The sequence below is a fragment of the Klebsiella sp. A-Nf5 genome (genome assembly GCF_002810545.1).
Lineage (GTDB): Bacteria > Pseudomonadota > Gammaproteobacteria > Enterobacterales > Enterobacteriaceae > Klebsiella > Klebsiella variicola.
Genome location: NZ_PIOG01000069.1, coordinates 51,664 through 76,706 on the forward strand (window position 1 = coordinate 51,664; position 25,043 = coordinate 76,706).

Genomic DNA, 25,043 nt, shown 5'->3' on the forward strand with positions numbered 1-25,043 from the left:
CGAAAGCCAGTCCGGAGGACTGGCTTTGTGTAAGATGACGTGTCAGTAAAAACGCTCAGGCTTCAGCATCGCCCGGATTGTGGGCCGCCTAAGGACGTCTGCGTCCTGTAAACAGGCTCACCAGGAACAGGATAATCCCGACGACAAAGACGATTTTCGCGGCGCCAGCGGCAGTACCCGCCAGACCACCAAAGCCCAGGGCCGCAGCAATTAATGCAATGACCAGAAAAATAATTCCCCATCGAAACATACTTTTCTCCTTACCATAATGGACGGTGAACAGCGGCTTTCGCACCCTTTCTGTATAGCTCATCGCTCAGTGGATGCTGCTATTCGTTCGGCAACCTTGGCCAGACCACACTTTTGTTAATAACTTGATTTACTTAACGCTAAGATCGTTGCGGACACTTTTCACGCCGGATACCGCTTTCGCAATCTCTGCCGCACGCTCCGCCTGCGCCGCGGAAGTCACCGTACCGGTCAGGTGCACCGCGCCGGCGTTGGTTTCGACTTTCACATTGCGTGAAGGAACAATATCATCCGCCAGCAGCTTGGCTTTCACTTCACTGGTAATGGCGGTATCCCCGGCATACCCTTTCAGCGTCGCTGTCTCACTCGATGAGGTGTGATGGACCTTCAGCTTATCGTCGACGCGAGAGACGCCTTCGACCCCTTTCGCTACGCTCAGTGCCTGGCTTTTCTGCTCAGCGCTGTTCACGTTGCCACTGAGGGTGACCACTTTGTTTTCCGTTTTCACCGAGATATCGCCGGAGTTAATATCTTTATGGTCGATCAGCGCCGCTTTTACCCGCGCGGTAATGGTGCTGTCGTCCATAAAATCGCCGACTTTGTTAATCGAATTGTCTACCGCCTCTCCCGCATTGCTGGCAGCCGACTTCGCACTGTCTACCGTTGTTTTTTCCGTCTCTGCCGAGGCGTTCAACGCGGCTAAGCCTAAGAAGAGCGCCAGCAACATATTGGCATTCTTTAGTCTGGTCATCGTGATGTCCTCGTTTTTTCACCAGCGCAGGCGTCTGAAAGCAGTGAATTACGCCAGCATTTTTAAAATCACGAATTAAATATAGTAGACAGACGAAGGGGTTGCGGATGATATGGACAAAAAACAGACGAATTAGCGGTGTTTTAAGAACTTTCCAGAAGGAGGGAAACGCGGGCCTGGGAAGAAAAAAGCGCGGGCTATGCCGCGCTTCATCAGGGATTAGTGCTCGCGCGTTTTGCGGAACACCACGTCAGGATAACGCTCCTGCGTCAGGTTCAGGTTGACCATCGTCGGGGCGATATAGGTCAGGTTATCGCCGCCATCCAGCGCCAGCTGAACTTCGTTTTTACGTTTAAACTCTTCGAATTTCTTCACGTCCGTGGATTCAACCCAGCGCGCGGTGGCCACGTTGACCGATTCGTAAATCGCTTCCACGTTGTATTCGCTTTTCAGACGCGCTACCACCACGTCAAACTGCAGCACACCAACGGCGCCGACGATCAGATCGTTATTGGCGATCGGACGGAAGACCTGTACCGCACCCTCTTCAGAGAGCTGAACCAGCCCTTTCAGCAGCTGTTTCTGCTTCAGCGGATCCTTCAGGCGAATACGACGGAACAGTTCCGGTGCGAAGTTCGGAATACCGGTGAACTTCATCATCTCGCCCTGGGTGAAGGTATCGCCAATCTGAATGGTGCCGTGGTTATGCAGGCCGATGATATCGCCCGGATACGCTTCTTCAACGTGAGAACGGTCGCCAGCCATAAAGGTCAGCGCGTCGGAAATCACGACGTCTTTACCGATACGCACCTGACGCAGCTTCATGCCTTTTTCATATTTGCCGGACACCACGCGCATGAAAGCCACACGGTCGCGGTGTTTCGGGTCCATGTTGGCCTGAATTTTAAACACGAAGCCGGTGAATTTCTCTTCCGTGGCGGTGACTTCACGCGTATCGGTGTTACGCGGCATCGGCGCCGGCGCCCACTCCACCAGGCCATCCAGCATATGGTCAACGCCGAAGTTACCTAACGCGGTCCCGAAGAACACCGGGGTGATTTCGCCCGCCAGGAACAGATCTTTATCGAACTCGTTTGACGCGCCCTGCACCAGTTCCAGCTCGTCGCGCAACTGCTGCGCCAGGTCTTCCCCCACCGCCGCGTCGAGATCCGGGTTGTTGAGCCCCTTCACGATGCGCACTTCCTGAATGGTGTGGCCTTTACCGGTCTGATACAGGTAGGTTTCATCTTTGTAGAGATGATAAACGCCTTTGAACAGCTTGCCGCAGCCGATAGGCCAGGTAATCGGCGCGCAGCCGATTTTCAGCTCATTCTCAACTTCATCCAGCAACTCCATCGGATCGCGGATATCACGGTCGAGTTTGTTCATAAAGGTGAGGATCGGCGTGTCGCGCAGACGGGTAACTTCCATCAGCTTACGGGTCCGGTCTTCAACGCCTTTCGCCGCGTCGATCACCATCAGACAGCAGTCAACCGCCGTCAGAGTACGGTAGGTATCTTCGGAGAAGTCTTCGTGCCCCGGCGTATCCAGAAGGTTCACCAGGCAGTCGTGATACGGGAACTGCATCACCGAGGTGGTGATTGAGATTCCACGCTGCTTTTCCATCTCCATCCAGTCGGACTTTGCATGCTGGCTGGAGCCACGGCCTTTTACGGTACCGGCGGTCTGAATCGCCTGTCCGAACAGCAGCACCTTTTCGGTGATGGTGGTCTTACCGGCATCCGGGTGAGAAATAATGGCAAAAGTGCGGCGTTTGGCCACCTCTTGCAGATAAGGAGACAACGTCATAATTAATCTTCTAAGTAAACGCAGCAACGGGCTGCGCATGTGGAATACGAAAAATTGCGGCTATTTTACCCATCAATGGGGGGGAGGCAATCAGTGTTTACACAGGAGCTGCTCCAGTTCGCTTAACGAGGTCACCGTCCAGTCGGGCCGCAGGTCTGCCGGCAGCGTTTGCTGATGCGCATTCAACCAGCAGGTGGCCAGTCCGGCATTGACGCCGCCGCGGATATCCGACTCGGCGGTATCGCCGACCATCAATACCCTGTCGCGCGACGGGTTACCCGCCTGCGCCAGCGCGTAATCGAAGATGCGCGCATCCGGCTTGGCGACGCCGACTTCTTCAGAAATAATCAGTAAATCAAAGTGATCGCGTAAACCTGTGCGTTCCAGACGAGTCTGCTGCAGCGAGGTAAAACCGTTGGTGATGATGCCCATCCTGACCTTGCCCTGCAGCGCGTTGAGCAGCGAGACCGCCCCCGGCAGCGGGGCACAGATTTCCGCCATCGCATTCATAAACGCGTCGTTGAGCTCACCCGGCTTAACGTTCAAACGTTCCGCCCAGCTGTCAAAGCGCTGGTGCTGCAGCTGCAGCGAGGTAATGACGCCGTTTTGATAATCCACCCACAGCGGCTTATTCACGGCCTGATAGTCCTGAAAATCTTCGGCGGTAAATGTCACGCTGTAGTCGAGAAACATCCGCTGTAAGCCGCTGAAAGAATCAAACGAAAACAACGTTTCATCGGCATCAAAGAAAATCCAGTCCCATTTCATCGTATCACCTTGTCTTACATACTGATTGGCAGAGCCATAATGATGGCGTCTTCGCGCCCGTCGACCGTCGGATAGTAGTTGCGGCGGATGGTCGCTTCGTTAAAACCCACGCTTTCATAGAGCGCAATGGCGGCAGCGTTGGAAGCGCGCACCTCCAGCCACAGCGTGACGACGCCGCGTTTTTCAACTTCATCAATAACATGTTCCAGCAGTTCCCGTCCCAGGCCACGGCGCTGGTATGCGGGGTCGACGGCGATGTTAAACAGCGTCGCTTCATCAAGGACAATCTGAGTAATGGCAAATGCCGCCATTTCCCCATCCACTGCCAGTTGGTAATTCAGATAACGTTCACCCTGATTGCTGGCAAAGGTCTGTTCGCTCCACGGGAAAGCGTGGGCGCGTTTTTCGATTTGCCAGGCGTTGGATAAATCAGCCGTGCTGAGGGTAGAAATCGTGTTCATGTGCGCAGATTTGTTGCCAGAGCGCCCTGCGAGCGGGCGCGCTGGTCTGAAGTTCATCAAAAGCGGGGGTGGACACCTGGGCGCCCGCCAGCGGCAGCGACGCCTCTGTGCCCAACCGCCAGCTGTTGCAACGGCTGTCTTGCGGCAGCATCGCCACCCGCTCGGGGGTAAGCTGCAGGACCTGATCTGGCGTCACGGCCAGCGCGCGTAATATGTCGCCAATCAGCGGCTCTGTCAGCGACGGCGGGGTTTCTGCCACCATCACCAGACGAATATGTTCAGGAAGCGAGATAGCGATTTCGCCCTGCAACGCCCCCGGTCGGCGCAGCGCCCACTGGGTAATGCCCAGCTGCTGTAATTGCCAGTCTCGTCGGGATGTCATAGCGAAACACTCCTGGTAAACAAGCGCGCAATATAGCAAATCCGTCGTATCTGCGCCAACAAACTACTATAATCGGCGCCAGTCTTAATGAAGGAGTGTTTCATGTCCGCTTTTACCCCGGCAAGTGAAGTCTTGCTGCGCCACAGTGATGATTTCGAGTCCGCCCGCGTTCTGTTTGCCGGTGACCTGCAGGATGACCTGCCTGCGCGTCTGGATACCGCGGCCAGCCGCGCTCATACCCAACAGTTCCACCACTGGCAGGTCCTGAACCGTCAGATGGGTGACAACGTCCGTTTTAGCTTAGTGGCCGAGGCCACCGACGTCGCCGATTGCGACACCCTGATCTACTACTGGCCGAAGAACAAACCCGAGGCGCAGTTCCAGCTGATGAACCTGCTCTCTCTGCTGCCAGTGGGAATCGATATTTTCGTCGTTGGGGAAAACCGTAGCGGCGTTCGCAGCGCAGAGCAAATGCTGGCCGAGTATGCCCCGCTGAATAAAATCGACAGCGCCCGTCGCTGTGGTCTCTATCATGGCCGTCTGGAAAAGCAGCCAACCTTCGACGCCGAAGCATTCTGGGGCGAGTATGCGCTGGATAATCTGACAATTAAAACGCTGCCTGGCGTGTTTAGTCGCGACGGTCTGGACGTCGGCAGTCAGCTGCTGCTGTCCACTCTCGAGCCGCATACCAAAGGGAAAGTGCTGGACGTCGGCTGCGGCGCTGGCGTACTGGCCGCGGTGTTGGCCAGCCATTCGCCGAAGGTGCGTCTGACCCTGTGCGACGTCAGCGCCCCGGCAGTTGAAGCCAGCCGCGCGACACTTGCCGCTAATGGTTTTGCAGGCGATGTGTTTGCCAGCAACGTCTTCTCCGAGGTCAATGGCCGGTTCGATATGATTATCTCCAACCCGCCATTCCATGACGGACTGCAGACCAGCCTCGAAGCGGCCCAGGCGCTGATCCGCGGCGCAGTTCGCCATCTGAACAGCGGCGGCGAACTGCGCATTGTCGCTAACGCCTTCCTGCCATATCCCCAGGTACTGGATGAGATGTTCGGCTTCCATGAGGTGATCGCCCAGACAGGACGCTTTAAGGTCTATCGCACCATCATGACCCGCCAGGCGAAAAAATAATCGCCTTCTCGCGCCAGCGACCCATTCGGGTACCGCTGGCGCTTCCTCCAGGCAAACCCGCCCATTTTTGCAGCAATCGATACAACCTGCATAATTAACTATTGACGTGCCGCCGAAAACCACTAGAATGCGCCTCCGTGGTAACGATACTTTCATAGTGTCGATGGTATGCGAAGGTGGCGGAATTGGTAGACGCGCTAGCTTCAGGTGTTAGTGTCCTTACGGACGTGGGGGTTCAAGTCCCCCCCCTCGCACCAATATTCTTCTCTCTTCTGGCATTATCCCCTCAGTTTGACATCCAGAATCATCAGCATTATTCCACCAATCAATGCAACGCAAGATGGCAACAGGATAAAATGGCGCAGTTGGCGATGCCATATCATCGCCGCGGACATCAGCATGCCCACCGCGACCAGCGCTCGCCACACATCGGCCGATACCCCGGCATACCCGAGAGCGGCAATCAGCCCGCCGGGAACCACCACCCCCCAACCACTCCCTAATGCTCGCTGCAACATGGCTTCACCTCTCATATCGATAATGATAACCAATATCATATGATAATTTTTATCATTTGTCATTTACCCTGCGCCCGCAGCTTATTCTTTACGTTCGCGGTAATGACATACATTCATGAAGGTGATAAATTAAGCGGATTACCGATATATATTAAATATTTTGCTTATTTTGCAAATAACCTTTTTTTGCACATTGTTATCAGACTCTTCATTTTTGGCTTTCATCATTTTGAAATTTAACGACTAATAATGATTCTTCCGATATGACTGCACAAACCTGGCGAGCACACTACGCACAAAAATATCAATATTCCTTACGGCTTTTTTTACTGCTTAATTTCATTTCCTCCACTCTGTCGCTGGTCAGCCCACTATTTACGGTAGTTCGTTTTACGCTGCCCTGTGCCCTGATCGTGGCCTGCAGCGGGCTGTTGCTGCTCTGGCACTGGAAATGGCCGCAAGCGAAAATAAATATTCCGGCTATCTCATTGTTATTTGGTATGCTCTGGGCATGGCACGTGGTGGCAAAAGCGATGCTATTGACACCGCCACATTTTAACTATCTGGTGATCGCCCTATTAAGCATTCTGTTTATCGGCACCATCGCTTTTTCCAATAATATCACTGCCTTCACCCTTCACTCTTTACCGACTTTCCTTGTCTGCCTGATAATGTCAGAGGGGGAACAATGGTTGCGCATGACCTACTGTTTTGTGCTGCCTATTGCCGGTATTACCCTGCAAAATATTATCCAGAAGCGCAACGATGCCTTCACACAAGGATTAATGGATAAACTGATGCAGGAACGCAACACGCTCAACGATCTCAGTATGCTGGACCCTCTGACCGGTTTGTATAATCGCCGCGGACTGCAGAACCGCCTCGACACCCTGCTGGCGCTGGACGGCGACAACCACTTTGTGCTGCTCCTCGATATCGATCACTTTAAAGCTTATAACGACCACTATGGCCATATGATGGGCGACCAGGCGCTGATTCGCGTCTCTGCCGCGATCCGCAACGCCGTGCGCTCGCGCGATATTGTCGCTCGCTTTGGTGGGGAAGAGTTTATGGTGCTGCTGACCAACAGCAGCGAGGAAACCGCCTGGCAGGCTGCCGAACGCATTCGTCAGCGGGTCTATGATCTGAAGATCCCGCATATGTTTAATGAAAGTGTCGCCACCAACGTCACCATCAGCATTGGTCTGACGCCGTTAATTGATGACAACATTGAGCAAGCGCTGGAACGAGCTGACGGCGCACTGTATGAGGCCAAAAATAAAGGACGCAATATTATTCTTGCCAGTTAGCTTTACCTTCGCGCGCCGCGGTATCGCGGCGCCGACAAACTCCTTGCCATGCCGCCTGCAAACAACTAATATCGTGAATCATTATCATTTAGATTTGTATCTGGAAATCAAATGGCCTGGCGCTCCCTTTCTCTTAGCGATGAACTTATCTGGCGGGCTCCCTTCCCGACGGCTGAGCATGCGCTGGCGGAGAGTATTCGGGAAAAAATCACTGCCCTGCGCCCTCATCTGCTGGATTTCCTGCGTCTGGATGAACCTGCCCCGCCGCATGCGTTAACGCTCGCCGAGTGGTCGCAACCCACCGCGTTACGCTCCCTGCTGGCCACCTGGTCCGATCACATCTACCGTCATCAACCCACGCAGCCGCGTGAACAGAAGCCCCTGCTCTCACTCTGGGCCCAGTGGTATATTGGTCTGCTGGTGCCGCCGCTGATGCTGGCGCTGCTTAATGAACCGCAGGGACTCAGCCTGGCGCCAGAACATTTCCATGTCGAATTTCACGAGAGCGGCCGGGCTGCCTGCTTCTGGATTGACGTGCATAGCGATGCCAGGATAGCAGCGCTTTCATCGCCGGCGCGGATGGATGCCCTGGTGATTCGTACCCTGCAGCCGGTGGTTGAGGCGCTGGAAGCGACGGGCGAGATCAATGGCAAACTTATCTGGAGTAATACCGGCTATCTGATCAACTGGTATTTAGGTGAAATGCGCACGCTGCTGGGCGATGCGCAGGTCGCCGCTCTGCGTCAGCACTGCTTCTTTGAAAAACAGCTCGCCGATGGTCAGGATAACCCGCTGTGGCGAACGGTGGTGCTGCGTGAAGGGCAGTTAGTCCGACGCACCTGCTGCCAGCGCTATCGCCTGCCGGATGTCCAACAGTGCGGCGACTGCACGCTGAAATAACCCCCTGCCCGTCATAAAACGGGCGGCCACCGCCGCCCGCTCACGAGTTATGCGGTTTGCTGACTCTCCTGCTCCGCCCGTTCGGCCTCTTCCGCTTCCTGAGCAAGCAGTTGTTTCTCATACACCTTAAAGAACGGGAAGTAGATAATCGCCGACACGCAGGCCAGAACAATCACCAGAACCGCCGCCCGGAAATCCCAGCCCAGCGCCCAGGCGCCGCCAATCGGTGCTGGCGCCGTCCACGGTACCACCGAGATAACGCGGCCAATCAGATCCAGCTTCATTGCGGCCCAGGCCAGCACCGCGTTCACCATTGGCGCCAGCAGGAACGGAATAAAGAACACCGGATTCATGACGATAGGCGTCCCAAAGATAACCGGCTCGTTAATGTTAAACAGGCTTGGCACCACGCTCAGACGGCCAATGGATCGCAAATGCGCTGAGCGGCTACGCAGATAACAGAACACCAGCCCCATGGTCGCCCCGGACCCACCAACCACAATGAAGAATGTCCAGAACGCCTCCATGAAGATATGCGGCAGAGGCGCCCCCTGGGCCAGCGCCTGCTGGTTCATACCAAGGTTGGTCAGCCAGAACATCTGCAGCATCCCGGAGACAATCGCGGCGCCGTGGATCCCGGCAAACCACAGCAGGTGGCCAATAAGCACCGCCAGCAGAATTGCCGGTAGAGAGTCGGCTGCCGAAACCAGCGGTTTGAAGATGGCCATAATGGCCTGCGGGATCAGCATGTCAAAATGGTGCTGGATAAACAGACTCAGCGGATAGAGCGTCAGCACGACCACCAGCACCGGGATCAACAGATCAAACGAGTTTTTGATCATCGGCGGAACCTGATCCGGCAAGCGAATGCCGATATTATGCGCCTTAAGAAAACGCATCATCTCCACGCAGTAGATCGCCACCAGAATGGCGGTAAAGATCCCCGTCCCGCCGAGGCTATCCACTGGTAGCGTACCCTGCGTCTTCGGCGCGGCAACCAACAAAAAGGCCATGATCGACAACATTGCGCACATAAAGGGATCAAGCTGATTGGATTTCTCGTAGTGTTTACCGAGGTTATAAGAGATCGCCGCGCAGATGTAGATCGACATGATCCCCATCGTCATGTCAAAGGGGGTCAGAATTCGTCCCTCAAACTCTTTTGCCAGATCCAGCCAGGCGCGGGCAAAACCCCAGGTGGTATCCGGTGAGAAAGGTGGATAAGCAAACACCAGCAGGAACGATCCGACGATCATAAATGGCATCGCTGAGATAAAACCGTCACGGATAGCCATGACGTGACGCTGCGATGAGATCCGCCCTGCTATGGGGCTTATGTAATTTTCTACAAAGCGAAATATCAAATTAAACGCAGCATGGTTAGCAGACATAGTAGCCCTCCTGACAGGCTATTGATACTGGCCCAACAACGATTACCCTGCCGTTACGATGACCGTTTTTGATGCAGCAGGCCGTTGATGGATTACCGGCTATACTGCTCATGACGCAACGATTCATACACGGCTCTTATGTTATAAATAAAGTGAGAAGTGACTGTTCCAGTATTCATCTCTACGCGCCCAACCGCAACCGGTTACAGTAACCGGTTACGGTGAATGTGAAGGAGATCGACAAAATAGAAAGAATCTGGATTGTCCGCGCTGTTATTTACACTCCGCCAGGCTTGTGACAGATTTAACCAGGCTTAAATCAGGAGAATCCAATGAGTCTGCAGTCTGTACGGCAGTTTTTTGCCGAACACGCCCCCGATATCGAAATTATTGAGTTAAATCAGAGTACCGCTACCGTCGCGCTCGCCGCTGCCGCGCACAATGTTGAGCCGGGACAAATCGCCAAAACGCTGTCGCTCAAGATCAAGGATAAGATTGTACTGATCGTCGCCAGGGGCGATGCGCGGCTCGATAACAAAAAGCTGAAAGAGACCTTTGGTGCGAAAGCCAGAATGTTAAGCAGCGATGAGGTAGTGACCTGGACCGGTCATCCGGTAGGCGGCGTGTGCCCTTTTGGTCTGGAAAACCCGCTGGCCGTCTATTGCGACGTCTCGCTCAGGCACTATCAGGAGGTGCTACCCGCAGCGGGAGCCATTCACAGCGCCGTTCGTATTGAACCAGAACGAATGGCGCAGCTCACCGATGCGACATGGGTAGATGTGTGTTTATAGCCGCGTTACGCCACCTGTTTAACGGCGTTGTTCGCGCCGTTCACCGGTAAATGCAGCAAGATATCCGCCGCGTTTAATAAACCAATGTCTGAGCGAACGCCGAGCTTGGTCATGGCGTTAAATTTATGCGCGCGGATAGTTTTAATGTTCCGGTTCAGCTGTATCGCAATTTCAGAAAGTGAATATCCCCAGGACATATAGCGAAGAATGGCGTGCTCCGTTGGGCTTAACGGATCGTTGCACGCCTCTCTGTCGCAAAATTGCTCGCTGCCGCTGAGATGATGATTGTCCAGCAGTTGTAACAAACTCTCCTGTAATCCGCGTCGCGGTGCGGATTTATTCAATATGCCATGCAGACAGGCCGGCATAAGATGGCCGATCAGGTGCATTTCACTTTCATTATTAGCGAGAATAATCGTTTGTACTTCCGGTCGGCCTCGCGCCATTTCATGAACAAAAAGCAGGCTCTCAGCTCGTGAAGACCGGCTTCCCGAAAGGGAAAAGATAATTGCTGACCAGGGAAATGATGTTTCCACTGCCCTGAGCGTACTGACATTTTTAAAAAAATGAATATGGTATCGGCTATTATCTTCACGACTAAAGATATAGCGCCAGGCCATTTCCGTCATCACACATTTTTCTACGATGGCGACATGGCGGGTTGTGCTATTTTTTTCCATTCCATTTGCTCCCCGTAAGCTGAATTGATATTCAGCTCTTGCATTCCCTGCACGCTGTTGATCCAGGCATACATTTCAGCATTACTTCGCAGTGATAAGCGTCGCATTGCGCTATTTTTCTGCGCACTGATGGTTTTATTACTCTTTTTCAACAGCGCGGCGATCTGATTAATTCCCCATCCCTTTGCCAGAAGACGCAAGACCTTGCGTTCCGAAAGGGTCAGCATCGCCGCAGAGTGGTAGCTTGCGAAATCACTATCCTCGTCTCCGGTGAACAACGTCCGGCTAATTTGCTCGGCAGCACGACTGCCGGCGCAAATCACCTCAATCAGCCGGTTAACCGGCTCGCTCTCGGAGATCAGCGAGCTTTCAGGACGAATTAATAGCTCAACGGCCAATGGATAGAGGCTGTCGCTGACCATAAAAACCCAGTGAATATCGCGATACTGAGTCATCAGGGAGTAATAACGCTCGCAAACGGCCCGGGGATGCGCAATCTCGCCGGAGATATCCGCGACGACCAGCACCGCCCGCCGCAGTTGCAAAAGGGTGAGCTCATCATGAGAACGACAAAAGCTGAGTTCGTAGTCAGGGAGATTCTCATTGAAGATAACCTTTAACCCTGACTGCATGACGGGAATTTTACTAATAACGACACCAAACTTACCTTGTCCTGGTAACATAACACCTCCGCTTCCTGTCGAAGTTCCTTCGCCTGCCGAAAAACAATTGACGCTTAACATCACCGCCATATCATTCTTTGAATGAATATAAAAACTATATTCATGGCCTGCGTACACGGTATACGTAACGACCGAACCGTGGTCATACCGTGTAAATATTATTACTGTGTATACTTGCGATTAATATTAGCACAGACGCTCCTGCGCTAATAAATTAGAAAAGATTAAACTATCATTAAGCAAAAGTAATTTCAGGCACCAACGTTATAAAGCATTATCTTTGATTGTTTCCCTAAATGCTTTAGGCGACATGCCGCTATAGCGGCGGAAAAAGCGAGAAAAATAGGCGGCATCACTAAAACCCAAATAATCAGAGAGTTGCGTTACCGTCATGCGGGTGTACTGCAGATTACGTCGCGCTTCAAGCATCAGGCGTTGATGCAATACCCCCAGAGCGCTACAGCCATAGAACTCGCGGCATAAATAATTTAAATGCGTGACCGACAACCCAATCAGCTTCGCATACTCCGCCAGCGGGAGATGCTGTCGGTAGTGACTCTCAATAAGCCGGGAAAAGTGACGCATCATACTGCGCTTCCGCTCCGCTTTATCTTCCGCGGGCGGTGCGGGGTGGCACTGCCGGTTCAGCCAGACCAGCAGCGTCCCCAGCAGCGAGTACAGCATCATCTCCCGCGCATCATGCTCTTCGCAATACTCCTCGCGAAGCGCGGAAAATAATGTATGCATACGCCCCCGGGAACGGCCTACCGGCACGCACTGCGGTACGCTAAGCACATCCAGCGGCCGACCGAACTGATTTTCAAACCGGCTCAGCAGCGGCAGCGCCAGAGAGAGCACATACCCCTGCGTCCCGGGCGAAAAATGAAACCCATGAATACAGAGGGCGGGAACCACCTGGATACAGGACGCCGTCATCACCGCGGTGGTACCTTCAATTTCGATCTCTGCCCGGCCCTGATGCAGATACAGGAGCTGGACCATTTCCGCATGCTGATGAACGCGAATATGCCACTCGTACAGACTGCTACGCTGCAAAATTGACTCACAGTGCAACAGGTCCGGCGTTGGCCAGCCGCGCTCTTCGCCATACAGCTTAAATACGGGGACGGCTTGCATGGGCGGCATAATCACTCCTCTTTAGTCAGGTAACGCGTTCCATGGGCAAGCCCACGTAGTTTTCCGCGATGGTGGTCAGCCCGGCACGGGAGCCAAGATAGTAGCGGCGGTCGGCGGCCTGCATTTTGGCGTCGAACGCGTTCTGGTCCGGGAAATCGTGCAGCAGGCGGGTCATAAACCAGCTAAAACGTTCCCCTTTCCACACCCGATCCAGCGCCAGTTGCGAGTAGGTCGCCAGCAGATCGCTGCGGCCACGATGGTAGTATTCGCGCAGGATCCGCCACAGGTAGTTAACGTCCGATGCCGCCAGGTTTAACCCTTTGGCGCCGGTTGGCGGAACGATATGCGCGGCATCTCCCACCAGAAACAGCCGCCCATACTGCATCGGCTCCACCACGAAACTACGCAGAGGGGCAATGCTCTTCTCAAGTGAGTGACCAGTCACTAACCTGGAGGCCAGGTCCTCCGGCAAGCGGCATTTCAGCTCCTGCCAGAAGCGCTCGTCCGACCAGGCTTCAACCTTATCGCTCAGCGGAACCTGTAGATAATAGCGGCTGCGCGTAAGTGAGCGCTGACTACACAATACAAACCCCCGCTGATGGTGTGCATAAATCAGCTCCGGATTGACCGGTGGCGTATCCGCCAGCAGGCCTAACCAACCAAACGGCCACACGCTCTCGTAGGTTTTGAGAATGTCAGCGGGAATGCTTTGCCGTGACACCCCGTGAAAACCGTCGCAACCGGCGATAAAGTCGCACTCCAGGCGGCAGGTTTCACCTTCGCTGAGGTAGGTGACCGTCGGTCGGTCGCTTTTCGCGTCATGAATAGCCACCTCGCTCACGCCATAGACGATCGGCGCGCCGCTGGCGGCCCGGGCCGCCATCAGATCGCGTGTCACTTCCGTCTGGCCATAAACCATCACGCTCTTGCCGTCAGTCAGCTCGCTCAGTGCGACAGGTACCCGCTGGCCGTCAAACAGAAACTCCACCCCATGATGCACTAGGCCTTCGGCATCCATCCGCTGCGCCACGCCCGCTTCGCGTAGCAGATCGACGGTGCCGCTTTCCAGAATTCCCGCGCGGATGCGCCCCAGCACATACTGTGGCGTTTGACGCTCGAGGAGCACGGTATGGATCCCGGCATTGTGCAGCAACTGCCCCAGCAGCAGCCCGGAGGGGCCTGCACCAATAATCGCGACCTGTGTTTTCATAGGGTTGTCTCACTCTTGCAGGGTTAATTATTTGTATAATTTTTGTTTAATAAAAGTTCTTCCCTGCATTTTTGATAAGTAAGACGGGAAAAAGAAGGGATGAATGGCGACAAAAATTGCACTTTTCACCAAACTGGCAAAAGTGTGGGACGCTTCAAATTCTGCCGCCCCGCCAGCCGGGACATTTTTGCATATTATTTGATCCCGCCCCCCTCAGCCGCTACGGCGCTTCAGGTTAAAGTATCGACAGATAACCAGACGTCGCGGACAGCAGAGGAATTATGCAGGTTGATCGGTCACAGCAGCGGGCAATCACACGATTGTGCATCCAGTGTGGTCTTTTTTTGTTACAGCACGGCGCCGAAAGTGCGCTGGTGGAAGAGCTTTCCACCCGCCTCGGACGGGCGCTGGGAATGGACAGCGTCGAAAGCGCCATCTCGTCTAATGCCATTGTGCTGACCACCATTAAAGATGGCGAATGTCTCACCTCAACGCGGAAAAATGTCGACCGCGGCATCAATATGCATGTGGTGACGGAAGTGCAGCATATTGTGATCCTCGCCGAACATAAGCTGCTGGACTATCGCGACGTCGAGAAGCGCTTTGCGCAGATCGTTCCCTTGCGCTATCCGCGCTGGCTGCTGGTCATCATGGTGGGGCTCTCCTGCGCCTGTTTCTGCAAACTGAATAACGGCGGCTGGGACGGCGCGCTGGTCAGCTTCTGCGCCAGTACGGTAGCCATGTACATTCGTCAGGTGCTGACCCACCGGTCCATGCATCCGCAGATCAACTTCTGCATCACCGCCTTTGTCGCCACCACCATCTCCGGGCTGCTGCTGCGCCTCCCGGCCTTTGCCAGCACGCCAACCATTGCCATGGCCGCCAGCGTTCTGTTGCTGGTTCCGGGTTTTCCTTTGATCAACGCCGTCGCCGATATGTTTAAAGGGCATATTAATACGGGGCTCGCCCGCTGGGCGATCGCCAGCCTGTTAACCCTTGCCACCTGCATTGGCGTGGTGATGGCGATGACCGTATGGGGGCTGCGCGGATGGGCATAATCTCGTTTATTTTCACACTGGCGGAAGACATGCTGCTGGCGGCTATCCCCGCCGTCGGTTTTGCCATGGTCTTTAATGTCCCCCAGCGCGCCTTGCGCTGGTGCGCGCTGCTGGGGGCGATCGGCCACGGCTCGCGCATGGTCATGATGAGCGCCGGTTTTAACATTGAATGGGCCACCTTTCTCGCCGCGCTGCTGGTGGGCAGCATCGGCATTCAGTGGTCACGCTGGTATCTGGCGCATCCGAAGATTTTTACCGTCGCCGCCGTGATCCCGATGTTTCCCGGTATCTCGGCCTATACCGCGATGATCTCCGCGGTAAAGATCAGCCATTTTGGCTATTCTGAAGAGATGATGATTTTGCTGCTGAGCAATTTTTTAAAGGCGTCGTCTATTGTGGGCGCCCTTTCTATTGGCCTGTCGATACCCGGTCTGTGGCTGTATCGTAAGCGCCCTCGCGTCTGACCCCGGCGTCGCGGTACAGCCGCGACGCTCCTTCCGCGATGGGCTCTGTGCTACTATGTGCAGATCACCCCACTCTTTGCAGTTCAGAGTTGAGATAGAGTTATGTCTTCGCGAATTTTAACCTCCCATTTTAGCGGCCTGGAAGAGTTCCTCCAGCAGCACGCGACGCTGCTGGCGAAATCGACTGACGGCACCGTTGCCGTTTTTGCCAATAACGCGCCGGCATTCTATGCGCTGACGCCAGCGCGGCTGGCGCAGTTGCTGGAGCTGGAAGCCAGGCTGGCGCGCCCCGGCAGCGACATCGCGCTTGACCCGCAGTTTTTCGAGGAGCCCGCCGCGGCGCCGGTTGCGGTGCCTATGGGCAAATTTGCCATGTACGCGGACTGGCAGCCGGACGCCGATTTTCAGCGCCTGGCCGCGCTGTGGGGCATTGCCCTGAGCCAGCCAGTCACGCCGGAAGAGCTGGCCGCCTTCGTCGCTTACTGGCAGGCGGAAGGTAAAGTGTTTCACCACGTGCAGTGGCAGCAGAAGCTGGCGCGCAGCGTGCAAATCAGCCGCGCCAGCAACGGCGGACAGCCGAAGCGCGATGTGAACAGCGTGAGCGAACCCGACAGTCATATTCCGCGAGGTTTCCGAGGATGAGCATGAAAAACGTGGGCGACCTGATGAAGCGTCTGCAGAAAATGATGCCGGCCCATATCGAACCGGCGTTTAAAACCGGCGAAGAGCTGTTGGCCTGGCAAAAAGAGCAAGGCCGGCTGCGTTCCGAAGCGCTGGAGCGGGAGAACCGCGCGATGAAAATGCAGCGTACCTTCAACCGCTCAGGGATCCGCCCGCTGCATCAGAACTGTTCCTTTGATAACTACCGCGTCGAGTGCGAAGGACAGATGAACGCCCTCGCCCGCGCACGTCAGTATGTGGAAGAGTTCGATGGCAATATCGCCAGCTTTATCTTCTCCGGTAAACCGGGGACCGGCAAAAATCACCTGGCGGCAGCCATCTGCAACGAGCTGCTGCTGCGCGGGAAGTCGGTCTTAATCATCACCGTGGCCGATATTATGTCGGCGATGAAAGATACCTTTGGCAACCGGGAAACGAGCGAAGAACAGTTACTGAGCGACCTCAGCAAAGTCGACCTGTTAGTGATTGATGAAATTGGTATGCAGACGGAGTCTCGCTATGAGAAGGTCATTATCAATCAGATAGTTGACCGTCGTTCTTCATCCAAACGGCCTACCGGGATGCTCACCAACAGCAATATGGAAGAGATGAACAAGCTGCTCGGCGAGCGGGTAATGGACCGTATGCGACTGGGGAACAGCCTGTGGGTTATCTTCAACTGGGAAAGTTACCGGCACCGCGTCACTGGCAAGGAGTATTAAGAGATTTCCGGACGACGACGGCGTTATACTAAAGCGATTATTCAGTCACGCTTATGAGTCCGTCTATGAAATCGTTTAAAAATGGCTTACTTGCCGCGCTTGCCATCAGTGCATTCACCCTCGCCGGCGCCCATGCTGCCTCCTGGCAGGATTCTCTTAACAGCGCCGCCAGCCAGCTTAGCGGCAGCAGCACCCAGGCCGGCGGCGGCGGCATGTCCGTTTCCTCGCTAACCAGCCTGCTCAGCGGCAGCAACCAATCTCTGACCGCCAGCAGCATGAATAATGCGGCCGGGATCCTGTCATATTGTGCGCAACAGAAATTGGCCTCCGTGACCAGCGCCGATAACGTCAAAAACCAGGTGCTGGATAAACTGGGACTCAGCACGCCGGAAAAACAGAAACAAGACACCAACTATCTCGATGGCCTGCAGGGCTTGCTCAACAGTAATAACGGCCAGCAGCTGGACCTGAATACGCTTGGCAACAGCTCGCTGGCGAAGCAGGTGAAAACCAAAGCCTGCGATCTGGTCTTAAAACAGGGCGTTAACTTCCTCTCCTGATACGTACTGCTAATGCCGCGTTTGTCGCCTTCGCGACGGCAGCGCGGCCTGAAACGGTTTTTTTACCCTTTTCCCTCTCCGCTTCCCCGCCATACCCGATGCGACACCGATCAAAAAAGGCAACATCTAAACCAATTCTGAATAACTGCACAGTTTCATGACGCTAGAATTGCAGCAAGATGGCGCTGCAATTACAGTGTGGCGTGAAAAGTAATCTGTTCTGCCAGCCGACAACTGGCGCTAATGAGGATGAGCTGTGTCAGAGTTGTTATCCATCGCCTTATTTTTAGCTTCGGTGGTGCTTTATGCCTGGAAAGCGGGTCGTAACACCTGGTGGTTTGCCGCCACGCTCACGGTGTTAGGTCTGTTCGTGGTGCTGAACATCACCCTCTACGCCAGCGACTATTTTACCGGCGACGGCATCAACGACGCGGTGCTCTATACCCTGACCAACAGCCTGACCGGCGCAGGGATCGGCAAATACATTCTGCCGGGCGTCGGGGTGGGCGTCGCGCTGGTTGCCGTCTTTGGCGCGCTGGGCTGGGTGCTGCGCCGCCGTCGGCATCATCCTCATCACGTCGGTTACAGCCTGGCGGCGCTGCTGCTGGCGCTGGCCTCCGTTGATGCCAGCCCGGCCTTCCATCAGATCAGCGAGCTGGTGAAATCGCAGTCACGGGAAGGTGACCCGGACTTTGCCGCATACTACAAAGAGCCGTCGAAGCGTATCGACAATCCACAGCTGAACCTGGTCTATATCTATGGCGAAAGCCTCGAGCGTACCTATTTTGATAACGACGCCTTTCCTAACCTCACCCCTGAGCTCGGCAAAATAAAAGATCAGGGCCTCGATTTCAGCAATACCATGCAGCTCCCGGGGACGGATTACACCATCGCCGGTATGGTCGCCTCGCAGTGCGGCATTCCGCTGTTCGCGCCGTTTGAAGGCAACGCCTCGGCATCGGTCTCCAGCTTCTTTCCGCAGAATATCTGCCTTGGCGATATCCTGAAAAACTCCGGCTATGAAAACTACTTTGTGCAGGGAGCCAACCTGCGCTTTGCCGGCAAAGACGTGTTTCTCAAATCCCACGGCTTCGATCACCTGTTCGGGGCGGAAGAGCTCAAAACCACGGTAGCGGATCCCGCCTATCGCAACGACTGGGGCTTCTATGACGACACCGTGCTCGACGAGACGTGGAAAAAATTTGAAGAGCTGTCCCGGTCCGGTAAACGCTTCTCGCTGTTCGCCCTGACGGTGGATACTCACCACCCGGATGGCTTTATCTCGCGCACCTGCGAGCGTAAACGCTATGACGTGGACGGTAAGAAAAACCTCTCCTTCAGCGCCGTTAGCTGCAGCCAGGAACATATCGCCGCGCTGATCGAGAAGGTCAAAGCCTCACCCTATTTCAAAAACACGGTCATCGTGGTCTCTTCCGATCACCTGGCCATGAAAAACAGCGCCTGGGATTATCTCAACAAGCACGATCGCAGCAATCTGTTCTTCGTGTTGCGCGGTGATCAACCGCAACAGGAGACGCTGGCGGTGAAACGCAACACCATGGATAACGGCGCGACGGTGCTGGATATTCTCGGCGGCGATAACTTTATCGGCCTCGGGCGCAGCAGCCTCTCCGGCCAGTCGCTCTCCGGTATTTTCTTGAATATGAAAGAGAAAGTGCTGGCCTGGAAACCGGACGTGATCCGCCTGTGGAACTTCCCGAAAGAGATGAAAAACTTCACCATCGACTCGCAGAAGAACATGATCGCTTTCTCCGGCAGCCATTTCCGTTTGCCGCTGCTGCTGCGGGTATCGGACCAGCGCGTTGAACCGCTGCCGGAGAGCGAATACTCCGCGCCGTTGCGCTTCCAGCTGGCCGATTTCGCGCCGCGGGACAATTTCGTGTGGGTCGATCGCTGCTATAAAATGGGGCAACTGTGGTCGCCTGAGCTGGCGCTCTCCACCGACTGGTGCGTCTCGCAGGGGCAGTTGGGCGGTGAGCAGAAGGTCCAGCACGTCGATAAACCGCAGTGGCAAGGCAAAACCGCTTTCAGGGACACCCTTATCGATATGGAGCGCTATAAGGGCAACGTCGATACGCTAAAAGTCGTCGACAACGATATTCGCTACAAGGCCGACAGCTTCGTGTTTAACGTCGCCGGCGCCCCGGAAGAGGTCAAGCAGTTCAGCGGCATTTCGCGTCCCGAGTCCTGGGGTCGGTGGTCCAACGCCCAGCTGGGCAGCGACGTGAAGATTGAATATAAAGAGCCGCTACCGGAAAAATTTGATCTGGTGATCACCGCCAAAGCCTACGGCCCAAACGCCAATAAGCCGATCCCGGTGCGGGTGGGAGACAGTGAGCAAGTGCTTACGCTGGCCAATGACGTAACCACTACGACGCTGCATTTCGACAACCCGTCGCACAGCAACACCCTGACCATCACTCCGCCGGACCCGCAGTCCACCAACGAGGGGAATATCCTTGGTCACTCCCCACGTCAGTTGGGGATCGGCATGGTGGAGATCAAAGTGGTGAAAAGCGAAGGCTAAAACCATCCTGCCCGGCGGGTTTACACGCCGGGCAACGGTTGCCGTGGCAGGGCGTTAACCCTACAGCGGCTGTAGTTCATCAGCCGACAGTCCGGTGATTTTCTGTACCATCTCTTTGTCGAGGCCATTTTGTAACATACTGCCGGCAATGCGCAGCGCCTCACGCCGGCTTCCTTCCTGTAAGCCCTCCTGGTGCCCTTCTTCCCGGCCTTCTAGTCGACCTTCTTGACGACCTTCTTGACGACCTTCCTGCTTAAGCTTTTGCGCGATAGACATCAGTGTCTCCTCATACTGTGGCAGACGGCGGGCCAGCCGGCGGAGAAACACGCCCGGCTCGGCCGTATTACCGTACTGCAGCATATAGTGAAACAGCATTCTCAACTGCCGACGGTTAGTGTATCCCAGCATCACAACGGCCGCCAACGACTCCGTTAAGCCGCTGAGATCGCGCTGGCGAATATGTTTTTGCATCAGCTCCAGCAAGGCGACTCGCCGATGTTGCACGATGTCATCATCTGGCATCACCGTAACGTCGATCAACGGAAACGGACAGCCATACAGCGTCTTCGCCAGCTGCGGGTCGGCAAACTCATCCAGCCAGTTGAGGGAAAAGGGGTATGGACTGGTCACACCGTGATAAAAAAGCATCGGCACCACCAACGGCAGCGTTTTGTGCCCGGCATCCAGGTGGCGCTGCATCGCGGCAATCGCATAGCGCATCAGGCGAAACGCCATATGGTTATCCGGCGAGCTCTGATGCTCTATCACCACGTAAACATACCCCGCACCGCAGGTGGTTTGTACCGACCAGAGGACGTCCGAATACCAGGCGCGCAGATCCTCATCGATAAAGCTCGCCGATTGCAGTCTCAGGGTCGCGAAATCGCACCGCTGGCGGATCGCTTCTGGAAGGTAGAGGGTGAGGAAATCATTCGCCGTCTCCGGGTGGCGAAGAAATCGTTTAAAGACCGCATCGTGCGGCGTCGAGGTCATCCGTTTTTTCATGGCCATCCGCTTGCCTGAAAGAGAAGGAAAGCCGGACTCTACCACCGGTTTTTACCCGAATGGATTTGACGATAATTTTCTGGGAAGCGCCTCGGAGAATAGCGTAGCGGCCAGCCCGGCTGGCCGCCATCAACACGGCTTAGTAATCAAACTGACGGTAGTAACGACGGATATTGAGGTCGTGGCCGGTATGGTGTTCAAAGTGAGCCGCCAGCCGGTCCACCAGCAGGGTTGACACCACGCACGGCGCCATAATCCAGCGGAAAGCGTCATCAATGCCGTTCAGCGGATAGTCGCGCGGGTCGATCACCACCAGATGGTCAGTTATCTTTTCGGCAAAGCGTTCGACGCGCTCGTCCAGCGCCCGGCATTTCCCCTCACCTTTCACCAGAAACAGCGGGACCTCTTTTTCCAGCAGCTCCAGGGTGCCGTGGAAAAATTCAGCCGAGCTAACGGATTTCGTCCGCTTCCACTGCATTTCTTCGAGAATACACATTGAGAACAGGTAGACCTCGCCCCACATTTCCGCGCCGCCAATCCACATCATATAGTCGCTGCCATGGTATTGCGCGGCAATGCTATCCGCCTGGAGATCGAACTGGCGTTTGGCCTGCAAGAGATTTTCCGGCAGTAACTCGAGCTGGCTGGCAAATCGCGCGTAATTTTCAAACTCGCCGTGACGATAAATGATGCGGAAGAATAACCAGTACAGCAGCATATATTCATATTCCACGCCGTTCTTGTGGCACATCGGAATATGCCAGGTGGCGGCGGCGGCCAATGGCGAGTCGGCATGACGGGTAATAGCCACCACGCGGATCCCCTGCGCCTTGCACCACTCGGCAATAGCCACCGACTCTTTGGTATCGCCAGATTTAGATAGGGTAACGACTACCGCATCTTTATTTAATTTTTTATGCCCGCGATGAATTAATTCTGCCGCCTGCTCAAGATAAACCGGCACGCTGGTTAATTCTTTGGCAAACTCATTAATGGCCATCATCGGCGCCAGAGAACCGCCTACCGAGGCAAAAAATAATGCGCTGCAGCCGCAGTCATAAATATCGTCGGCCACGGTTTCAGCCTGTTTACGCGCAGCGATGATCTCGCGAGCACTGGTCAGGTACTCGTCCTGATTAAAACCCAACATAGTTTTCTCCTGAATATTCAGATTTTACTTTTTAATACGCGGTCAAAATCGTCAAAAATACGTTTAGCCAGATCGATACCTTTCAGGCCGGCGGTATGCCAGGCCAGCATCTGGACGGGAACGATCAGCAGCAGCGGCGCCAGGTGATGTTCACACGGGCAGCTTAGCGCCAGCGTCTGCGCATCCTCTTCGTCGCTCAGCGTCAGTGTAAAGGCGCGGGCAATGGAAGGCGCCATATAGTCCCGCAGCGCCCGGGTTCGCGCATCCGGCGCATCTTCAATAAACAGCATCACATGGCGGGCGTTGGCTTCCAGATAGGGACCGTGCATATAGGCTTCCAGCTCAAAGCCGCTGGAGGGCACGCGTACCGTTTCGGTAAATTTGGTTTCAAATTCCTTCGCCACGCCAACCAGCGCGCCATAGCCGGTGGCGACAAAGCGCTCGCCGCCCCGCAGCGCTTCGCCATGCCTGTCGATAAACCGCGAGGTGCGGTCAATGACATCCGGGATCGCCGCCGCCAGCCGCTGCAGTTCGGCAAGATAGCGCTGCTCCTCGGCCTCGCTGGCTTTCCCCTGGGCACGGGCAATCATCAGCGCCATCAGCAGCAAATTCAGCACCGTCGCGCTAAACCCGCGGGTGACAAACCCCACGCTCTCGATACCGGTATTGATATCCAGTATCCCATCGCAGGCCCGGGCGATCGGGCTTTGCGGGTCGGAGGTCAGGGCAAAAACCGGCAGATTCGCCGCCTGAACCTTGCGCATCGCCTCCAGCGTCGAGGCGCTTTTTCCGCTCTGCGAAATCGCCACCACCAGATCGGTATGCGGATCGACAGCCTCGTAATGCGTAAAGTTGTACGGCTCTTTAATGTCAACCAGCACGCCGAAGCGCTGTTCAAAGAAATAACGCGCGCACAGCGCGGCATTTAGCGACGATCCGGTTGCCAGCAGCAAAATTCGGCGTACCGGGTGCTGGTGGGCAAAGGTCTCAATCGCCGCCAGCTTTTGCCGGTAGTCGCGCAGGATCTGCGCCAGACAGGCCGGCTCTTCGCTGATATAGGTCATCATTGTTGGTCGCATAGCTCACTCCCGTTAAAACAATCCGATCCACGAACCCAGAATACCCACCAGCGCCATGCCGCCAATAATAGAGAGCGGTTTAACCTTCCGCCCCAGCAGCCAGTAGACGATGCCAAAACTCACCAGCGGCAGCATGCAGGGCAGAATGTCATTGATAATGTCCTGCACCTGAGTTTTGGCTTCCCCGGCTCCAAAGGAGAGAGGGATGGTGATATCGATCATTGAGGCGGTCATCGCCCCGACCACCATCAGGCCGATAATCGACGCCCCGTAGGTCAGGCTCTCCATCATTCCGCTCTTCTGGATCCGCTGCAGCACCCCGGTGCCCAGCACATAGCCCCAACGGGTAAAAAACCAGCGCACCAGGATATGCGGCACGTTAAACACCAGCAGAAACAGAATGGGTCCGAGAACGTTGCCCTTGAGCGCCAGGCTGGTGCCGATGCCGGTGGCGATCAGCCGCAGCGTACCCCAGAAAAAGGAGTCCCCCAGCCCGGCCAGCGGCCCCATCAGAGACGCTTTAACGTTATCGATCGCGTTGGCGTCCATATTTTTCTGCTGGCTGTTTTTTTCCTCCATCGCCGTGGTGATCCCCAGCAGCAATGTGACGATATGCGGCGTGGTATTGAAGAACACCAGATGCCGTTTCAACGCACCGGCCAACTCCTCTTTGCGCGGATAGAGCTTCTTCAGCACCGGGATCAACGCGTAAACAAAGGCGAGATTCATCTGCCGCTCATAGTTCCACGAGAACTCCATCTGGAAGGATCGCCAGAACACCCGGCGTAAATCTCGTGGCGTAATACGAGTCTCTTCTTGCTCCTGCGGGCGCAGGGTCTCTTCAGAAATCATCTTCGTCGTCATCGCTGACTCCTTGTTCTGTCGTCGTACGAGGTGAATTCAACGCGGTGACGTTAACCATGACCACCGCCACGATAGCGCCGAGAATGGCGATGCCGGTCACCGGGATTTTCAGGTAGGCCATCAGCACGAAGCCAAGGAAAAAGTACGGCGCGACTTTCTTGTTAATCAGCAACCTGGCGAGCATCGCGAAGCCGAGGGCCGGAATGATGCCGGTAGCGACGCTGAGCCCGTGTTTGATAAATTCCGGGATGGTATCGAGCAGGGATTTCACCGCGTTGCTGCCCACCAGGAATGAAACGGTCACCACCGTGGCCAGCATCAGCGACAGCCCGAAGCCGGCAATCAGATGCATCCGCTCAATGCCCCGCGTATCCGCCCGTTCCGCGTAGCCGTCAGCCTTCTGGCTGAGCATCGGGATAAACATCCCCAGATAAACGTTTTTCAGGATCAGGGTCAGGGTGGCGATAGGCAGGCCAAGCAGCAACGCCGTTTCTGTGCCCGCGCCAGAGGTAATGGCGAACGCCACGCCGAGAATACCGCCGGTCACCACGTCGGGCGGGATCGAGGCGCCAACGGAGAACGAGCCGATAAACGCTAGCTCCAGCGTCGCGCCCATGATGACGCCGGTCTGCACATCCCCCAGCACCAAACCGGTCAGTAGCCCGGTGACGATAGGCCGGGAAATCAGCGACGTCCCTAAGGCATATTCCGATTGCGCGATAAACGCCACCAGACCCAGTAAGAGAGCCTCTACCATAATCT

The 25,043-nt window shown here is 55.2% G+C and carries 28 protein-coding genes and 1 tRNA gene; 12 read left to right on the forward strand and 17 right to left on the reverse strand.

Features of this window, described 5'->3' with window-relative positions:
• Positions 1 to 88: 88 nt before the first annotated feature.
• From CWM53_RS07895 to CWM53_RS07920, 6 genes are all read right to left on the reverse strand, one after another.
• Entirely contained in the window at positions 89 to 250 is a 162-nt protein-coding gene (locus tag CWM53_RS07895; RefSeq protein WP_002887716.1) for a DUF1328 domain-containing protein, read from the reverse strand.
• Between the two features lie 129 nt (positions 251 to 379).
• Positions 380 to 1,000 (reverse strand): molecular chaperone OsmY, encoded by a 621-nt coding sequence (gene osmY, locus CWM53_RS07900; protein WP_100730395.1) that lies wholly within the window; start codon positions 998 to 1,000, stop codon positions 380 to 382.
• Positions 1,001 to 1,219: 219 nt separating this feature from the next.
• Positions 1,220 to 2,809 (reverse strand): peptide chain release factor 3, encoded by a 1,590-nt coding sequence (gene prfC / locus CWM53_RS07905; RefSeq protein WP_002887711.1) that lies wholly within the window; start codon positions 2,807 to 2,809, stop codon positions 1,220 to 1,222.
• 90 nt (positions 2,810 to 2,899) lie between these two features.
• Positions 2,900 to 3,577 carry a pyrimidine 5'-nucleotidase gene (gene yjjG / locus CWM53_RS07910; protein ID WP_061155848.1) on the reverse strand — a complete coding sequence of 226 codons (678 nt, stop codon included), beginning with the start codon at positions 3,575 to 3,577 and terminating at the stop codon, positions 2,900 to 2,902.
• A 14-nt stretch (positions 3,578 to 3,591) separates the two neighbouring features.
• Positions 3,592 to 4,038 carry a ribosomal protein S18-alanine N-acetyltransferase gene (rimI, locus tag CWM53_RS07915; RefSeq protein WP_008807531.1) on the reverse strand — a complete coding sequence of 149 codons (447 nt, stop codon included), beginning with the start codon at positions 4,036 to 4,038 and terminating at the stop codon, positions 3,592 to 3,594.
• Positions 4,007 to 4,420, reverse strand: coding sequence for a DNA polymerase III subunit psi (locus CWM53_RS07920; protein WP_074387121.1), 414 nt, complete (start codon positions 4,418 to 4,420; stop codon positions 4,007 to 4,009). Before CWM53_RS07920 ends, rimI begins: the two co-directional genes overlap by 32 nt.
• Positions 4,421 to 4,522: 102 nt before the next feature.
• Between CWM53_RS07920 and rsmC the strand changes: the two genes are divergently transcribed.
• Entirely contained in the window at positions 4,523 to 5,551 is a 1,029-nt protein-coding gene (gene rsmC / locus CWM53_RS07925) for a 16S rRNA (guanine(1207)-N(2))-methyltransferase RsmC (RefSeq protein ID WP_074387122.1), read from the forward strand.
• A 170-nt stretch (positions 5,552 to 5,721) separates the two neighbouring features.
• Positions 5,722 to 5,808: transfer RNA gene (locus tag CWM53_RS07930), tRNA-Leu, on the forward strand.
• A 21-nt stretch (positions 5,809 to 5,829) separates the two neighbouring features.
• Here the strand turns inward: CWM53_RS07930 and CWM53_RS07935 are convergent.
• Positions 5,830 to 6,069 (reverse strand): DUF1435 domain-containing protein, encoded by a 240-nt coding sequence (locus tag CWM53_RS07935; RefSeq protein WP_077268433.1) that lies wholly within the window; start codon positions 6,067 to 6,069, stop codon positions 5,830 to 5,832.
• Between the two features lie 102 nt (positions 6,070 to 6,171).
• On the opposite strand from CWM53_RS07935, the gene CWM53_RS30890 reads away from it, so the two are divergent.
• From CWM53_RS30890 to fhuF, 3 genes are all read left to right on the forward strand, one after another.
• On the forward strand, positions 6,172 to 6,309 hold the full coding sequence (locus CWM53_RS30890; protein ID WP_226682212.1) for a hypothetical protein: 138 nt from the start codon (positions 6,172 to 6,174) through the stop codon (positions 6,307 to 6,309).
• A gap of 23 nt (positions 6,310 to 6,332) precedes the next feature.
• Entirely contained in the window at positions 6,333 to 7,379 is a 1,047-nt protein-coding gene (locus tag CWM53_RS07945) for a GGDEF domain-containing protein (protein WP_061155851.1), read from the forward strand.
• Positions 7,380 to 7,490: 111 nt separating this feature from the next.
• Entirely contained in the window at positions 7,491 to 8,279 is a 789-nt protein-coding gene (fhuF, locus tag CWM53_RS07950; protein ID WP_100730396.1) for a siderophore-iron reductase FhuF, read from the forward strand.
• A gap of 47 nt (positions 8,280 to 8,326) precedes the next feature.
• Here fhuF and CWM53_RS07955 read toward each other — a convergent pair whose 3' ends face one another.
• Positions 8,327 to 9,670 (reverse strand): PTS sugar transporter subunit IIC, encoded by a 1,344-nt coding sequence (locus CWM53_RS07955; RefSeq protein ID WP_061155853.1) that lies wholly within the window; start codon positions 9,668 to 9,670, stop codon positions 8,327 to 8,329.
• Between the two features lie 332 nt (positions 9,671 to 10,002).
• On the opposite strand from CWM53_RS07955, the gene CWM53_RS07960 reads away from it, so the two are divergent.
• Complete coding sequence (locus tag CWM53_RS07960) at positions 10,003 to 10,461, forward strand: YbaK/EbsC family protein (RefSeq protein ID WP_004151383.1); 459 nt, start codon at positions 10,003 to 10,005, stop codon at positions 10,459 to 10,461.
• A gap of 5 nt (positions 10,462 to 10,466) precedes the next feature.
• On the opposite strand, the gene bglJ is transcribed toward CWM53_RS07960, so the two are convergent.
• From bglJ to pobA, 4 genes are all read right to left on the reverse strand, one after another.
• A complete protein-coding gene (gene bglJ, locus CWM53_RS07965) occupies positions 10,467 to 11,141 on the reverse strand; it encodes a DNA-binding transcriptional activator BglJ (RefSeq protein ID WP_077268428.1) in 675 nt (224 codons plus the stop codon).
• Entirely contained in the window at positions 11,102 to 11,824 is a 723-nt protein-coding gene (locus CWM53_RS07970) for a helix-turn-helix transcriptional regulator (RefSeq protein ID WP_008807539.1), read from the reverse strand. The genes bglJ and CWM53_RS07970 overlap by 40 nt, the downstream gene beginning before the upstream one ends.
• Positions 11,825 to 12,088: 264 nt before the next feature.
• Entirely contained in the window at positions 12,089 to 12,970 is an 882-nt protein-coding gene (locus tag CWM53_RS07975; protein ID WP_061155855.1) for a helix-turn-helix domain-containing protein, read from the reverse strand.
• 16 nt (positions 12,971 to 12,986) lie between these two features.
• Complete coding sequence (gene pobA / locus CWM53_RS07980; protein WP_074387132.1) at positions 12,987 to 14,171, reverse strand: 4-hydroxybenzoate 3-monooxygenase; 1,185 nt, start codon at positions 14,169 to 14,171, stop codon at positions 12,987 to 12,989.
• 281 nt (positions 14,172 to 14,452) lie between these two features.
• Here pobA and CWM53_RS07985 point away from each other — a divergent pair, with 281 nt between their 5' ends.
• The 6 genes from CWM53_RS07985 (at position 14,453) to opgB (ending at position 20,183) form a co-directional block, all read left to right on the forward strand.
• Positions 14,453 to 15,229, forward strand: a complete 777-nt coding sequence (locus CWM53_RS07985; protein WP_008807542.1) for a threonine/serine ThrE exporter family protein — start codon at positions 14,453 to 14,455, stop codon at positions 15,227 to 15,229.
• Positions 15,220 to 15,693 carry a threonine/serine exporter gene (locus CWM53_RS07990; protein ID WP_074387133.1) on the forward strand — a complete coding sequence of 158 codons (474 nt, stop codon included), beginning with the start codon at positions 15,220 to 15,222 and terminating at the stop codon, positions 15,691 to 15,693. The genes CWM53_RS07985 and CWM53_RS07990 overlap by 10 nt, the downstream gene beginning before the upstream one ends.
• Positions 15,694 to 15,795: 102 nt before the next feature.
• Positions 15,796 to 16,335, forward strand: coding sequence for a primosomal protein DnaT (gene dnaT / locus CWM53_RS07995; protein ID WP_074387134.1), 540 nt, complete (start codon positions 15,796 to 15,798; stop codon positions 16,333 to 16,335).
• A gap of 2 nt (positions 16,336 to 16,337) precedes the next feature.
• Positions 16,338 to 17,075: a DNA replication protein DnaC gene (gene dnaC, locus CWM53_RS08000; protein WP_008807545.1), complete on the forward strand. Its 738-nt coding sequence runs from the start codon at positions 16,338 to 16,340 to the stop codon at positions 17,073 to 17,075.
• A 65-nt stretch (positions 17,076 to 17,140) separates the two neighbouring features.
• On the forward strand, positions 17,141 to 17,635 hold the full coding sequence (locus CWM53_RS08005; RefSeq protein WP_074387135.1) for a DUF2501 domain-containing protein: 495 nt from the start codon (positions 17,141 to 17,143) through the stop codon (positions 17,633 to 17,635).
• A 256-nt stretch (positions 17,636 to 17,891) separates the two neighbouring features.
• Positions 17,892 to 20,183: a phosphatidylglycerol--membrane-oligosaccharide glycerophosphotransferase gene (gene opgB, locus CWM53_RS08010; protein WP_100730397.1), complete on the forward strand. Its 2,292-nt coding sequence runs from the start codon at positions 17,892 to 17,894 to the stop codon at positions 20,181 to 20,183.
• A 60-nt stretch (positions 20,184 to 20,243) separates the two neighbouring features.
• Here the strand turns inward: opgB and CWM53_RS08015 are convergent, their stop codons facing one another.
• The 5 genes from CWM53_RS08015 to CWM53_RS08035 all read right to left on the reverse strand — a co-directional run bounded on the left by CWM53_RS08015 (position 20,244) and on the right by CWM53_RS08035 (position 25,038).
• Positions 20,244 to 21,194, reverse strand: coding sequence for an Rpn family recombination-promoting nuclease/putative transposase (locus tag CWM53_RS08015; protein ID WP_165785039.1), 951 nt, complete (start codon positions 21,192 to 21,194; stop codon positions 20,244 to 20,246).
• Positions 21,195 to 21,327: 133 nt separating this feature from the next.
• Entirely contained in the window at positions 21,328 to 22,338 is a 1,011-nt protein-coding gene (locus tag CWM53_RS08020) for an SIS domain-containing protein (RefSeq protein WP_074387137.1), read from the reverse strand.
• A 17-nt stretch (positions 22,339 to 22,355) separates the two neighbouring features.
• Positions 22,356 to 23,417 carry an SIS domain-containing protein gene (locus CWM53_RS08025; protein WP_100730398.1) on the reverse strand — a complete coding sequence of 354 codons (1,062 nt, stop codon included), beginning with the start codon at positions 23,415 to 23,417 and terminating at the stop codon, positions 22,356 to 22,358.
• Between the two features lie 12 nt (positions 23,418 to 23,429).
• Positions 23,430 to 24,281 carry a PTS system mannose/fructose/sorbose family transporter subunit IID gene (locus CWM53_RS08030; RefSeq protein WP_074387139.1) on the reverse strand — a complete coding sequence of 284 codons (852 nt, stop codon included), beginning with the start codon at positions 24,279 to 24,281 and terminating at the stop codon, positions 23,430 to 23,432.
• On the reverse strand, positions 24,259 to 25,038 hold the full coding sequence (locus CWM53_RS08035; RefSeq protein WP_074387140.1) for a PTS mannose/fructose/sorbose/N-acetylgalactosamine transporter subunit IIC: 780 nt from the start codon (positions 25,036 to 25,038) through the stop codon (positions 24,259 to 24,261). Before CWM53_RS08035 ends, CWM53_RS08030 begins: the two co-directional genes overlap by 23 nt.
• Between the last annotated feature and the right edge of the window lie 5 nt (positions 25,039 to 25,043).